The organism is Sphingobium sp. HWE2-09 (assembly GCF_035989265.1).
Classification (GTDB): Bacteria; Pseudomonadota; Alphaproteobacteria; order Sphingomonadales; family Sphingomonadaceae; genus Sphingobium.
In genome coordinates, this window is record NZ_JAYKZX010000003.1 from 252,715 (window position 1) to 266,233 (window position 13,519).

Sequence of the window (13,519 nt, forward strand, 5' to 3'; positions counted from 1 at the left end):
GTGTCCGCAAGGATCATGCGGACGATCCGCCGACCAATTGCGCTTGGGCTGATCGTCGGTGGCAGCGGTGGGGAATGTCCATTGGCGTCCGGAAAGGCGCGATCAGGGGAATAGAAGGGACGGCAAGATTAAAGCCCTGCCTCTAAAGGAGGCCAGGATTGGCGTCTGCACAGGCTTTGCGATGGAGGCATGGAAAAGGCCTTGCCTCCTGGGGTATCGGAAAGGCCGGTATCGCGGGCCCCGGAGTGGAGGCCCTTGAACGGGGCTATTGGGCTTACCCATCCTCTTGTCCTTTGCGGACAAAGAGGAGGAAGGGATGCCCGGCGACGACGACTTTGAGCTCTGGCTCGGTCGCATTGGTGCAAAGGATCGCAGCGTCGGTCAGACCCTTGCCCGTGCCCGCCGTGCGGGGGGCATGGCGAGCGCCGGGGGCCGCCGCTTCACCGGCGCCGCGATCGGACGCGGCGCGGGCATCGGCCGCGTGCTGGGGGCATCACAGCGCCTGTCTGGCCTGCGCGCACGGCGCGTCGTCGTGAAAGCGCGGATCGTGAAGCTCGGCGGCAAGGGCATGGCCGCCGCCGCGCACCTGCGCTACCTGCAGCGCGACGGCACCACCCGCAAGGGCGAGCGCGGGGCGCTCTATGGCGCGGATGTCGACAGGGCCGATGGCAAAACCTTCCTCGCGCGCGGGCAAGGGGATCGCCACCAGTTCCGCTTCATCGTCGCGCCCGAGGATGGCGCGGAGTATGACGATTTGAAACCCCTGGTCCGCCGCCTGATGAGCCAGGCGGAAAAGGATCTGGGCACAAGGCTCGATTGGGTCGCGGTCGATCACTTCAACACCGGCCATCCCCATAGCCATGTCATGCTGCGCGGCGTGGACGAGAAAGCCAAGGACCTGGTCATTGCCCGCGACTATCTGACCCAGGGCCTGCGCAGCCGCGCAGAGGAACTGGTGAACCTCGACCTTGGCCCGCGCACGGATCGGGAGATCATGGCGGCGCAGGAATGGGAAATCGGCCAGGAGCGGTTGACCGGCATTGACCGCCGCCTGCTGCGCGAGGCCAATGGCGATCGCCAGTTGATGGTCGCCGCCAGCGATCCGCGCGAACATGCCCTGCGTATCGGTCGCCTGCGCACCCTCGAACGACTTGGCCTCGCCAGCGAAGGCAAGACCGGCCAATGGACGCTTGATCCCGACCTTGAGCCGACCCTGCGCCGGATGGGCGAGCGCGGCGATATCATCCGCACCCTGAACCACCAACTGCGCGAGGCGGGCATCACCCGGCCGCCGCAGGACCATGCGCTGTTCGATACCCAAAATCCGTCAGCCCAACCCATCATCGGCAGGATGGTGGCGACCGGCCTGTCGGACGAGCATCGCGACCGGCGCTACATGATCATCGACGGCATCGATGGCCGCAGCCATTATGCCGATATCGGCGAGGATCAGTCCGTCCATGCCAAGGGCGCGATCCTGCGCCTCGCGCCTCGTCCCGCCGACATCCGCGAAGTGGATCGCACCCTCGCCGCCATCGCCAGTCAGCATGACGGCCAGTACAGTGTCGATATCCACCTGCGCCATGATCCCGCAATGAGCGAAAGCGGCGCCCAGGCCCATGTCCGCCGCCTCGAAGCCATGCGCCGTTCGATCGGCAGGCCCGAGCGGCTGGCGGACGGAACATGGCAGGTCGGCCCCGATCATCTCGCCGACGCGCTCGCCCATGAGCAGCGACAGGGGCTTAAGGCACCGGTGATCATCGAGACCCTGTCGAACAGGCCGCTCGAACAGTTGCCTGCCCATGATGGCGAGACCTGGCTCGATCGCCAGCTCACCGCCGCCACGCCAGAGCCCCTGCAGCGCGGCTTTGGGGCAGAGGTGCGCGGGGCGATGCAGCAGCGGCGGCAATGGCTGATTGAACAACAGCTGGCCGAGGGTGAAGAGGGCGTCACGCGCTATCGCCGGAACATGCTGCAGCTGCTCCAGCGCCGCGAGCTCGATCGCGTCATCGCGGGCATCGAGCAGGACACCGGTCTTGCCCATCGCCAGCCCCATGGCGACGCGCCGATCGAAGGCGTCTATCGCCGCGCCGTGCAGGTGGGCGATCGACGCTATGCACTGATCGAACAGGCCCAAGAGTTCAGCCTCGTGCCCTGGCGGCCCGTGCTCGAGCGCGCGGTCGGCAAATCCGTCTCGGGCATCATGCGCGGCGAGGGCATCAGCTGGACCATCGGCACCCGGACGCGCGGGCTGGGCATCAGCTGAACGAGGCGGCCCTGGATGGCCCCTGGCGACACCAGCGAGCATCTGTCCATTGGCGACCGCAGGCGCGATCCTGGCAAGCGAAAGGATCGCCGTGCATGAAGACGTTCAAGACCCGCCATCAATTCTACCTGCCCGACGCCTTGTCGGAGAAGCTCGAGGCGCTGACCGCTGCGCCCGGCGCGTCGAAGACGGCCATCCTCACCGATGCGCTTACCGCCTGGCTCGATCGCAAGGCAGGCAGCGAACTCGACCAACGCTTCGGACCCCGGCTTGATCGGCAGAGCCGGGCCGCCGAGCGGCTCGAGCGCAAGGTCGATGCGCTCACCGAAATCCTGGGCCTGTTCGTCCAGCATCAGCTGACCCTGGTCGCCCATCAGCCAGCGTTCGATCCTGAGACCGCCCAGCTTGGCCGCGTGCGCTACCAGCGGTTCATGGAACTGGTCGAACGGCGGCTTGGCAAGACCGTCGAACCCGAGCGCCTGCCGCCCGCCAACAGCAAGGAGCCAAAGCCATGACCCTCGATCCTGAACCCGAGCGCATCACGGTCCGCATCAAGGAAGCCTGCCGTATCACCGGCATCGGCCGGTCCAAGCTCTATGAGCTGATTGCCGAGGGCGAGATCGATATCGTCAAGATCGGGACCATGACCCTGATCCCGGGTGATAGTCTCAAAGCACTGACCGAAGGCCGTCGGCAGCGACGGTGAACAGCCTTGCGGCAGGATCGCGTGCTGCCATTGCATTGAATGTGAGAAAGGACGCCCTATCTATGTCCTGTCACTCTTCCCCCTTGAGTGACACCTCCCTGAACTTCGGCCCCGTCAGCGCATCGCGCGGCGGGGCTTCTTTTTGACTGCGATGGTGGTCGGCTCAGTTCGGATTTACGGCAATAGCTGGGACATTGTGCTCGGTCCGCTTCGGAGCGTTCCTGATCGGATAGCCGACATTCCAAAGTCAGCGATGCTTCCGTTAGTTTCCGCCTCTATATAAGATGAACCGGATTTTCCGAAGGTTTGAACTTCTCAGTAGGTGAAACCGATGTCACCGACATGACAAACAATTTTGCACCCGAAGTCTATGCGCGGGCGGTGCAAATGGCACTGGATTATGACACGGATCATCCGTCCCGCTGAGACCATCATTTTGATTTCGAAGATAAGATGCGTTCCGCAGACCTTAATTGAGCGGTCGAAAAGGGCTTAGCTTAGTGGCGGCTGGTAGCGTTTCGTACTCGCTTCATAATGGAGCGAAAGGGATTCGGTCTTGGTTGATCTGTCACGTATTAACCCTGGCTCACCATGACTGTCATCCCCTCTTCCTTGATTCTCCCGGCGTCGACGTTGCTTGAGGCGTTAATCGAGTCAGCTGAACGACATCCCTGCGATATGCTTATTCAGGAGATTTGCGAGGATGTGAGGCAGCTTACCGACAAGGTCGCTCGCTTGGGAGCACTCCTAGACCGCGAAGAAGCGTTGCACAAACGGGACTAAGCTGAATATATTGTTCACCATCTGGTCCATTGGGGAATGGGTTCAGTGGAGGGAATCAATATGGCTTTGTGGACAGATGGTCCTGATCCTTCAGCAACTTCCTCATCGCCAGATGACAGATCCTTATCCTCCATTGTCCGCCTGTCAGACCTCCATAAGGAATGCTTGCGCCTAGTCGCCCAAGGACTTCAGTCGAAGGAAATAGCCCAGAAGGTCGGGCGATCGCATCGTACTGTAGACACGTACATTTCGGCCGCGCTGCCGTTGTTTGATACCTCAGATCGCCGAGTCGCGGCGCGTCGGTTCTTGGCGCTCGAAGAGGCTCAAAAGCCCTTGCTCACGCCCTCTGACAGCAGCAAATGTACAGGGGCGGACCTCTCGCAACGATTACTATCGCAATCGGAGGGCGTTGCCGTTTCGCCGGTTTTTGCCGATGACAGTCGGCGAGCCGGCGGCGTGGTCCCACCGCCCCGGCGGCTCATTCACCTACCGCCCCTGGGAGGAACACCGAATGATCTAACACCCGCTGGCAAGTTTTTGAGCGGTACGCAAATCGGCCTTATCGGCGCGATGACGCTCATGGCTATTGTTGCGGTCGTGCAGGGTATTATCAGCCTGCTTACCTGATCTTCGGCCAACTCCCAATTGCTGAAACGTGCCGTTTGGCGCGAAGGAGAAGTCATGCCTAAATTCACTCAGGCTGCGGGTCAGACCGTAGCAAGCGATATCCGTTCCACCTTCGACAGCCTTGATCGGGCGGTCTACGATGCGGCGCGCCTGGCTACCGATTTCATCGATGCCTGCACAGGATCGGAACTGCCGCCCGCACGTTCGCAACGCGTATTGAAATCGCTGGCCGACGGTATCGCTAAGGTCGTGGATGGCCGAGCAGATATGGTGCAGGCGCAACGCACCCTTGTTTCCATCAAGACCGGCAGCAATCTTGACGTCTACGACTTTGGTTGCTGGATGGACGACACGCAAAAGCCATCTTTTCCGGCGATCCCGCAGGTCGAGGCCGCGGCCATGCGGGTTCTGGAACAGTAATTCGCGTGGGAGGGACTTGACGACATGGCGCTATGGTGGTCGGCATCGACCTAATGCCTACCATTGTCTTGCAACTTTTTTTTGCCCTGCTCCTCCTGAGCTGCATCTATGCGGTCGCAGCGGGCGGGCGAGATGCTAGGATTGCTGTTGGCCTGATGGTCTCGGCGGTTCTCCTGACACGAGCAGTAACGTTCCTGTTTGCTGCACGATGGCCTCTCATGATTGTCGATATGGCCCTGCTGTTCGGCTTCTGGCGGCTTAGCCTTAGTAGCCGTCGCTACTGGCCACTATGGGTCATGGGTCTCCATGGCGTATCAGTGGCCGGTCATCTCGCCATTCAGTTCGGCCCTCCCATCCCCTATCCCGTCTACCACGGGATCATCGGCGTCTGGAGCATCCCCGTGCTCATATCCATGACATTGGGGATTATGCTGGACCAGAAGGCAGGCATTTCCCATGGGGCAAACAATCCACCACCGGACCCTTCGACCGACTGATATTGAAAGCGGCTGGGCAGTCCCTCCCGGTGCCCTCCCAGCTGACCCACCTCTCGGTCTCGCTACCCAAACCTCGTGCGCTATTTACCCACAACCTTTTGCCAACCTATTGCCCTGGGTGGCGGCGCGCCTCAGGTCTGCGCCGTTGGAGGAATGCCACTTCCTCTTTTACTCAGGTAACAAACCGGTTGGACACCAATGGTTCGCAGGCGAGCATGACCGAGTGGAAATCAATACGCGCGAGATGTTTCACCATGCACTGAACCAAGGCGCGACCCGTATGACCATTGCCCATAATCATCCTAGTGGAAACCCTTCACCGTCCCGAACTGATGTGCAGTTCACCACTCACATCAGCTCCATCGGCAAAGCATTAAGGGTCCTGGCCTTTGATCATGTCATCTTCGCCCGGGATCGGCATTTCAGCTTTCGGTCGGAGGGATTGATGTAGTCCCACTAGCTAAACCTACGTCCGACCCATGCGACACGGCCGATGATCGTTACTAAGGTCGGGTCGATATCTGTCCAATCAGGATATTGTGGGTTGTCGCTCAATGCACTTAATCGCCAGCGCCGCGGCCCCATAACAAGACGCTTGACCAGCAACACGCCATCTAGCCCCAGTATATACACGCCGTCCCTCAGCCGAGCGACGGCATCCGCATGATCGACCAGGATATCATCACCATCTAACAAAGTGGGGGACATGGAATCTCCGTCGACACTAACGACGGAGGCCCGTTCAGGATCGATGCCTAAGCGGCGCAGCCAGCGGGCATCGAAAGTCACCATGCCTACTATCCGTTCCGCCTCCGTCAGGGCGCCTGTTCCGGCGCAGACGCCGAGAGCTAGGCGTGGCACGGTGACGATTATCTGCTCCATCTTTGGGATCATTGAGACAGGATCAGAGGCTTTGCCTAGCGCCTCCTCTGGCACCCCGAAATATCGTGCGAGAATCCGGCGATCCTCTTCGTCCAACTTTCGAGGCGTTCCACGGGTCATAAACTGCTGGAAATAGGCAGGGTTACGTTGGAGCAAGTTGGAAAGGCCGGCATAGGTCTGCCCGCGCTCTTGTATCAAATGCTTGAGGGTCTGACGGACCGGATCACTCAATGCCATTGCCTCCGCAAACCCGATAGCGGCACGAAGCCAGCCGCAAGATTCTAACAGTTTCTGCGACGATTAGAAATCCCACGGGCCATCGAAACTACCAGCACGCCCACTCTCGCAGACAGCCGCGCATGTAAGCCAAACTACATCCATAGTGGCGCATAATCCGGCTCCTTCCGTATTCGTTAACCAATGTAAAACCCTTGTGAGATCTAATGCCGACTATGAAAACGTCGGTTTCTGCAAGATCACATGCGTCCAGTGCTGATCGTGCGCGATCAACGACTTGGGTCGATTATACGCCTGCGAGTATTCTGGCTTTGTCAGGAATGATCGGCTTAGCCTTGGCCGGGATGACGACGCAGCCGAATAGCGGTCAATATCTGGTGATCGCATCGCCTGGATCGAACCTCGCCGATACGATAAATATCGTACAGGCAGCAGGCGGTGGGCTGATTGAGAAAGGCCGATTGTCCAACATCGTCATTGCCGGTTCGACCCATGCCGATTTCGCAAGTGCCGTGCGCCGGACAGGTGCCTGGCTGGCCGTCGCCGCGCCATCGCGCGGTGGATGTTTCTCCCCCTTATTGCAGGAAGAGGGCCTTTGAGCATCGAACTCGACAAGCTGCGTCTGCATTTCGGTGCTTTCCTGGTACTCCTATTGTGGGCGCATGTGCCGTTGCTAACGGCTGTCGCGATGCTGACGGGCCGGTCTGCCGTTGGCGCAGCAATTGCAGGAACCTTCCTGGCCGCCGCCTATCACCTTACCTGGTGGCGACAGCGGGCTGCGCCGGTCACCCGTTATCTGTCCGCCGTTGCCCTGATCGGGGAGCCGGCGATACTGCTGTTACTGCTGAGCGGTCACGCTTGGCAGATGGACATGCATATGTATTTCTTCGCGATGCTCGCGCTCACCATAGCATGGTGCGACAAGCGCGCTGTCCTAACGGCCGCGGCGGCCACGGCATTACATCATCTGTTGTTGCTCTATGTGCTGCCCAACGCGGTTTTTCCGGGCCAGGGCAATCTGGAGCGCGTCTTGCTGCACGCAGGGATCGTGGCGTTCCAGACGACCGTGCTGGTTTGGTTGAGCGACAAGCTGGTCGACAGTTTCCAGCGCAATCAGCTGATGGGCGACGAAATCCGAACCAAGAACGTCGCTTTGGAGGAGCGCACTCGCGAAGCAGAGGAAGCCAGTCAGGCGAAAAGCCTGTTCCTGGCCAATATGAGCCATGAAATCCGCACGCCTATGAATGCCATATTGGGATTTTGCCATCTGGTCGCGCGCACGGATCTGGACCCGAAGCAGCAGGATTATGTCGGCAAGATCAATCAAGCTGGGGTGTCGCTGCTGCGCCTGATCAACGATATCCTGGATTTTTCGAAGAACGAGGCGGGCAAACTGACACTTGATGTCCATGGCTTCGCATTGCGCACCGCCATTGCGAACCAGCTTCAACTGGTCGCAGGCGACGCCGACAATAAGCGGGTAAAGCTGGTGTCGCAGATTGCGACAGACGTACCCGATCGGCTGCTCGGCGACGAATTGCGCTTCAATCAGGTGCTGCTCAACCTGTTGAGCAATGCCGTCAAATTTTCCGAAAACGGCACAGTGACGATCAGTGCGCGGTTGGCCGCCGCGCAGGACAGCCAGATCACGCTGGAAGTGGCGGTGCGCGACACCGGCATCGGGATGACGCCCGATCAACAGGCCTCGCTGTTCCATTCCTTCACCCAGGCTGACAGTTCGACCACGCGCCGCTTCGGCGGCACGGGTCTGGGCCTTGCCATCTGCCGCCAGATCGTCGAGCAGATGGGCGGTTCCATCCGCGTCGAAAGCGCGCCCGGACAGGGCAGCACCTTTACTTGCCAGATGCAGATGAAGCTGGATGACGATGCCGCTTACACAGAGATGCTACCGTCCGACACTATCCGGCAACTGCGCATCCTGGCAGCCGACGACAATCCTGCGTCGCGCCAAATCTTCCAGGACGTATTCGCCGGATGGGGTATGGGGGTGGACCTGGTCGCGTCGGGCACCGAGGCGTTGGCCGCAATCGTGGATGCCGACGAAAAGAACCAGCCCTATGATCTTGTCCTGCTCGACTGGAAGATGCCCGGAATGGACGGGATGCAGACAGTCGACGCGATGAGCCTCATAACCTATCCCAGCCGACGACCCAAGACGGTCATCATCACCGCCTATGGCGCTGAAGAGCTTCTGACGGCGGACAATAATAGAGCCATCGCCGCCTTCCTTACCAAACCGTTGGTGCCCAAGACGCTACTCGACACAATTAGCGCGTTGTTTGTGACGGAACGTGCCCCGCTCTCAACGGCGGCGACTGCCAGCAAGAGCGTCCCCGTGATAGCGGCACATCTGCGCGGTCTGCGTGTTTTGCTGGTCGAGGATAATGACATAAACCGTGAAATTGCGACGGCACTGCTGTCCGATGCCGGCTTGCATGTGGATTACGCCGAAAATGGTCTGATCGCGTGTGACAGAGTGCGGGAAAGGGGTGCGACGTACGCCGCCGTGCTCATGGACCTTCAAATGCCGGAAATGGATGGCATTAGCGCAACCAGAATCATTCGCGAAACCTGGTCTGCCGATCAGTTGCCGATCATCGCCATGACTGCCCATGCATATGAAGACGAAAAGCAGCGCTGTCTGGCGGTTGGCATGAACGACCATATCGCCAAGCCGGTCAATCCTGTGACGCTGGTGGAGACGTTGGACCGTTGGCTGAAGGCGGATCGCGCTATGCATGTGGAAACCGTCGCGGCGCCCGGGGAGCAAGCCGGGTTACTTCCCGAACAACTGCCGCCCTTCGACCTGAGCGCTGCCCTGTTGCGCGTGAATGGCAAGGCTGCGCTGCTGCACAAACTGATCGTCACCTTTGGAGAAAGCTACGCCAATGTCGCGCAAGATTTGGAGGGTCACTTATCGGCTGGCCTGCTGCCCGACGCACGGCGCATGGCCCACAGTCTGAAGGGCGTTGCGGGATCGCTTGAACTCGCAACCGTGCAGAGCATCGCAGCCGACATCGAAAGAAAGCTGGCCGTTGGAGACAAGGATGGCGCGCGTGCCGCCATCGTCGATCTCGACGCGGCAGTCGCGCCCGCGATCATAGCGGCGCGAAGCCTGTCTGTAAGCCTGCCTGCAACCGCGCAGGGTTCAATGGTGGCTGCCGATCCAGAAAAGATATTCGCTGCACATGACGAATTGCGCGACTTGCTGCTGCGCCGCAGTTTGGGAGCGCGCGCCAGTTTTCGTCGCTTCGCACAGGCGACCGGCATGACGGACGATCAACGCGTAAACCATCCCGTGCATCAAGCTCTGGAACGGCTTGACTATGAAGCCGCGCTCGACCTGATCGCCGCCAATGCGGGCGCTGCCCGTCACACCGCCCAAGCGGGAACGATATCATGACCAAGGCCACCATATTGATAGTCGATGATGAGGTGTCGAATATCGAGATCATGAACGCCGTGCTGGAAGACGATTATGAGATATGCTTTGCGACAAGTGGCCAGGAGGCGTTGGACGTAGCGCGTATGGCTCAACCGGATCTGGTGCTGCTGGACGTATTGATGCCGGGGATCGACGGCTTTGAAGTCTGCCGACGGTTGAAAAAAGACCCCTTGCTGGCCGACATTCCTGTGGTGTTTACCACTGGCCTCGGCGACACAGAGGATGAAATGCGCGGCCTTTCTCTTGGGGCGATCGACTATGTGACGAAGCCGATCCAGCCTGCGATCTTACGCGCGCGGGTTGGCAATCATGTCGAACTAAAACGGCTGCGCGACCAGTTGGCGACGATGGCCGTGACCGACGCACTCACCGGCCTGAGTAACCGGCGGCATCTGGAACGAGCTTTGCACACCGAAACTGCACGACTGGCGCGGACGAAGGACTGGCTGTCGGTGATCATGGTGGACATTGATTTCTTCAAGCAGTTCAACGATACCTATGGGCATCCGGCCGGCGACCGATGCATTATGATGGTAGCCGCCGCGTTGACACGAGCGGTCAAGCGGACCACCGACGTACCCGCCCGGTATGGTGGTGAGGAATTTGCCTGTATATTGCCGGGTACCGACCTTGAAAGTGCGCAACTGGTTGCGCAAGAAATCCGGCTCCAAATCCAGTCGCTCAATATACCCCACGCACAATCCCAGGTCAGCCCGTTCCTGACGGTCAGCATCGGCGTGGCCAGTGCGCGCTGCCTGCCTGAATCCCAAGCTGACCGCTGGATTTCCGAAGCCGACAGCCAACTCTATCGCAGCAAACAGCTTGGTCGCGATCGCATATCGGCGACGTTGTTCGACCATGACAATGAAGACCACTTAATTCGCGCGAACGTCTGCTGACGTGCTTTAACGTAATGGGCCGGTAGGGTTACCAGTCCGGTCTATGCTCGCCGAGTGGCTGGTTTTAGCGCCAGGACGCGTTGTTCAAGTGCCAGTCGAGGACATCTAGAATTGATGACAAATGTCGGAACAGCGGACAATGCGCGCTTACATGGTTAGCATTGGTACGTGAGCGGCCGCGAAGGGCCGGATTTCATTTGAAGCGTTCTTCCTGCGGCCATGATGGCCACAGGAGATGTGTCATGGGATTATCAGATTTTGATCCCGCCGCTCGCGAGCGGGTATCGTGGAACGCCGGGCGCAAGGTTGGTGCGAAGCGAGCGCTCAAACCTCGTCAGATCTGGGCGATCCGCTTCTTTCTCGACCAATATGGGCGGGTCCGGGATCGGGCCCTCTTTGACCTTGCAATCGATAGCAAGCTGCGCGGATGTGATCTAGTCAAGATCAGGATCAGCGATATCGTGTGCGATCGAAAAATTCGGACCAGGGCCACAGTTGTACAGCAAAAGACCGGTCGGCCAGTCCAGTTTGAGCTAATGGACGACGCTCGCACCAGTCTGCTCAAATGGCTCGAACTGCGCGGCGGCTCTCTGGAAGATTATGCCTTTCCTAGCCGCACAGACCATGCAGCCCACATAGGCACCCGGCAATATGCGCGTCTGGTTGACGAATGGGTCACGGGAATTGGCTTGCCCAGCGAGGATTACGGTACCCATTCACTAAGGAGAACGAAGGCATCGATCATATACAAGGCCACCGGGAATCTTCGTGCTGTCCAAATCCTGCTTGGTCACACAAAGATCGAAAGCACGGTTCGATATCTTGGAGTTGATGTGGAGGATGCTTTAACCTTGGCAGAAGGCACCGAAATCTAAAAGCGGCTGGCTCCTCGCCATCGCGGGGAGCCAGAGCCGACTAAGTGGCAGCTATGCGCGATTTCTTGTCGTTCGATCAAATTTTTGTACGGTTGGAAGCGGACGTTCCCGCCCTTTGTTATAGTTCAGCCGCCGACCTTTCTTGGGGACTTCCCTGCCAGTCGGCTTCGCGACGGTCGCCCCAGGAAAGCCGACGTTCATTCCGCGACTGCGCGATTTCGGATCAATTGCTTGCTCTGGCGCTTTACGGTCAATATGCGACCGCGGCCGATCCGGTCGGCGCACTCGTCGCCACCAGCGTGGCGCAGAGCGATTTCGATCTGTCCACCGGTCGGCAATATGAAGCAGGCATCAAGCATGTCTTCTGGGGCACACGCGGCCAGTGGACGCTGGCGGTCTATGATATCGTCAAGCGCAAATTGCTGACGTCCGACCCCTTGATCCCGACTATCCAGGTGCAGGTCGGCCGACAATCCTCTCGCGGCGTGGAGGCTTCGCTGTTTCTGGAGTCGATCGATCGGCTGAGCCTTACGGTAAACGGCGCGCTGCTGCGGGCGCGCTATGATGATTTTGCGGAATTGGTGGGTAGCGTGCTGTTCCAGCGCGCGGGCAACCGCCCCAGCAACGTCGCCACGAAAAGCGCCAACGCGTTCGTCATTTGGTCGTTCGCCGACGACTGGGTGATCGACGGCGGTGTCAGCTATGTCGGCAAACGCTATCAGGATGCGGCCAATACCCGCCGCCTCGGTTGACGCTGTCGATCATGACCAGTGGGTGGTCACGCGCGCGTACAGGGCGATGGCGCCCTTTTGGCGGGTCAGGCTGACCGATGCGGCAGCAACGGATGTCTATGTCACCCAGCGAACAGGTGAGGTCGTGCAGAATACGACTGCGCATGAGCGTTTCTGGAACTGGCTTGGTGCGGTTCCGCACTGGATCTATTTCGAAGCGCTGCGGGTGTTTCAGGAGCCGTGGCGCCAGACCGTCTTGTGGACGTCGGGCGTCGGATTGCTGGGAGCGATCGTCGGCGTGTGGATCGACCTGTTGCGGATGCGGCTGCGCAATCGCTACAGAACCGGGTCGGTCAGCCCCTATCGTGGCTGGATGAAATGGCACCATGTCGCGGGTTTGGCCGGTGGGCTGCTCGTCATCACCTGGGTATTCAGCGGTTGGCTGTCCATGAGCCCTTGGGGTGGACTACGAGACAGGGGGCGCGCCGATATGGCAAGGCTTTATAGTTCGGCGCGCGCCGACTTTCCCGCCACCGATGTGGCGATGCTGGCGCGGGCGAGCGCAGATGGGCGCGAGGCCCGCTTCACCTATGTTGGCGGCCGGCCGGTCATCACCTTATGGGGCGAAGGACGGCCCCGGCTGCTGGATGGTTTTACGGCGCGGCAAATGTCGATGGATCAGGGCCGGATCATCATGGCCGCACAGGCATCGATGCCCGGCTCGACGCTGACCGTTATGGATAGGCTGAAGCGTCCCGATCGCTACCGGTATGCGACTGGAGACGCGCGGGACGATAGCCGCCCGCTGCCCGTGCTGCGGCTCAAATTAGACGATCGCGCGCAAACCTGGCTGCATATAGACCCTATCACCGGTGTTTTGCTCGGTCAGATCGGATCGGATGGGCGCAGCTATCGCTGGCTTTTCAACGCGCTCCACAGTCTGAACTTCCCATAGCTGCTGATCTGGCCGCCATTGCGGCACATCCTGGTCTGGCTGCTGTCGAGTGCAGGTCTGCTTATTTCGATCAGCGGTATCGTTGTTGGCTGGAGACGCCTATTCAGACCGTAGGTGCACGGATGGGTGAACCTTAATTTCGAAATTGCCGCCAGCCATCCTCGTCGCGCGCAAC

General features: G+C 59.7%; 14 protein-coding genes. 13 read left to right on the forward strand and 1 reads right to left on the reverse strand.

The annotated features are described in order from the left end of the window. Window positions 1–316 precede the first annotated feature (316 nt). From rlxS to U5A89_RS06785, 7 genes are all read left to right on the forward strand, one after another. Complete coding sequence (gene rlxS, locus U5A89_RS06755; RefSeq protein WP_338160428.1) at window positions 317–2,266, forward strand: relaxase/mobilization nuclease RlxS; 1,950 nt, start codon at window positions 317–319, stop codon at window positions 2,264–2,266. Window positions 2,267–2,361: 95 nt separating this feature from the next. Then, complete coding sequence (locus U5A89_RS06760; RefSeq protein WP_338160429.1) at window positions 2,362–2,781, forward strand: CopG family transcriptional regulator; 420 nt, start codon at window positions 2,362–2,364, stop codon at window positions 2,779–2,781. Next, complete coding sequence (locus U5A89_RS06765; RefSeq protein ID WP_338160430.1) at window positions 2,778–2,972, forward strand: helix-turn-helix domain-containing protein; 195 nt, start codon at window positions 2,778–2,780, stop codon at window positions 2,970–2,972. Before U5A89_RS06760 ends, U5A89_RS06765 begins: the two co-directional genes overlap by 4 nt. Before the next feature lie 843 nt (window positions 2,973–3,815). Next, window positions 3,816–4,382: a helix-turn-helix domain-containing protein gene (locus U5A89_RS06770; protein WP_338160431.1), complete on the forward strand. Its 567-nt coding sequence runs from the start codon at window positions 3,816–3,818 to the stop codon at window positions 4,380–4,382. Between the two features lie 54 nt (window positions 4,383–4,436). Then, window positions 4,437–4,802: a hypothetical protein gene (locus U5A89_RS06775; RefSeq protein ID WP_338160432.1), complete on the forward strand. Its 366-nt coding sequence runs from the start codon at window positions 4,437–4,439 to the stop codon at window positions 4,800–4,802. 32 nt (window positions 4,803–4,834) lie between these two features. Next, window positions 4,835–5,299, forward strand: a complete 465-nt coding sequence (locus U5A89_RS06780) for a hypothetical protein (protein WP_338160433.1) — start codon at window positions 4,835–4,837, stop codon at window positions 5,297–5,299. Window positions 5,300–5,417: 118 nt separating this feature from the next. Next, a complete protein-coding gene (locus tag U5A89_RS06785) occupies window positions 5,418–5,750 on the forward strand; it encodes a JAB domain-containing protein (RefSeq protein WP_338160434.1) in 333 nt (110 codons plus the stop codon). A 5-nt stretch (window positions 5,751–5,755) separates the two neighbouring features. Here the strand turns inward: U5A89_RS06785 and U5A89_RS06790 are convergent, their stop codons facing one another. Then, window positions 5,756–6,418, reverse strand: coding sequence for a S24 family peptidase (locus U5A89_RS06790; protein ID WP_338160435.1), 663 nt, complete (start codon window positions 6,416–6,418; stop codon window positions 5,756–5,758). A gap of 344 nt (window positions 6,419–6,762) precedes the next feature. Between U5A89_RS06790 and U5A89_RS06795 the strand changes: the two genes are divergently transcribed. From U5A89_RS06795 to U5A89_RS06820, 6 genes are all read left to right on the forward strand, one after another. Continuing rightward, on the forward strand, window positions 6,763–7,017 hold the full coding sequence (locus U5A89_RS06795; protein WP_338160436.1) for a hypothetical protein: 255 nt from the start codon (window positions 6,763–6,765) through the stop codon (window positions 7,015–7,017). After that, window positions 7,014–9,842, forward strand: a complete 2,829-nt coding sequence (locus U5A89_RS06800) for a response regulator (protein WP_338160437.1) — start codon at window positions 7,014–7,016, stop codon at window positions 9,840–9,842. Before U5A89_RS06795 ends, U5A89_RS06800 begins: the two co-directional genes overlap by 4 nt. Continuing rightward, the gene (locus tag U5A89_RS06805) at window positions 9,839–10,783 is read left to right on the forward strand and encodes a diguanylate cyclase (RefSeq protein WP_338160438.1); all 945 of its coding nucleotides are present in this window, start codon (window positions 9,839–9,841) and stop codon (window positions 10,781–10,783) included. Before U5A89_RS06800 ends, U5A89_RS06805 begins: the two co-directional genes overlap by 4 nt. Before the next feature lie 242 nt (window positions 10,784–11,025). Beyond that, the gene (locus U5A89_RS06810; RefSeq protein WP_338160439.1) at window positions 11,026–11,658 is read left to right on the forward strand and encodes a tyrosine-type recombinase/integrase; all 633 of its coding nucleotides are present in this window, start codon (window positions 11,026–11,028) and stop codon (window positions 11,656–11,658) included. Window positions 11,659–11,885: 227 nt separating this feature from the next. Then, window positions 11,886–12,410 (forward strand): TonB-dependent receptor domain-containing protein, encoded by a 525-nt coding sequence (locus U5A89_RS06815; protein WP_338160440.1) that lies wholly within the window; start codon window positions 11,886–11,888, stop codon window positions 12,408–12,410. A gap of 46 nt (window positions 12,411–12,456) precedes the next feature. Next, window positions 12,457–13,344, forward strand: a complete 888-nt coding sequence (locus U5A89_RS06820; protein ID WP_338160441.1) for a hypothetical protein — start codon at window positions 12,457–12,459, stop codon at window positions 13,342–13,344. The last annotated feature ends 175 nt before the right edge of the window (window positions 13,345–13,519 follow it).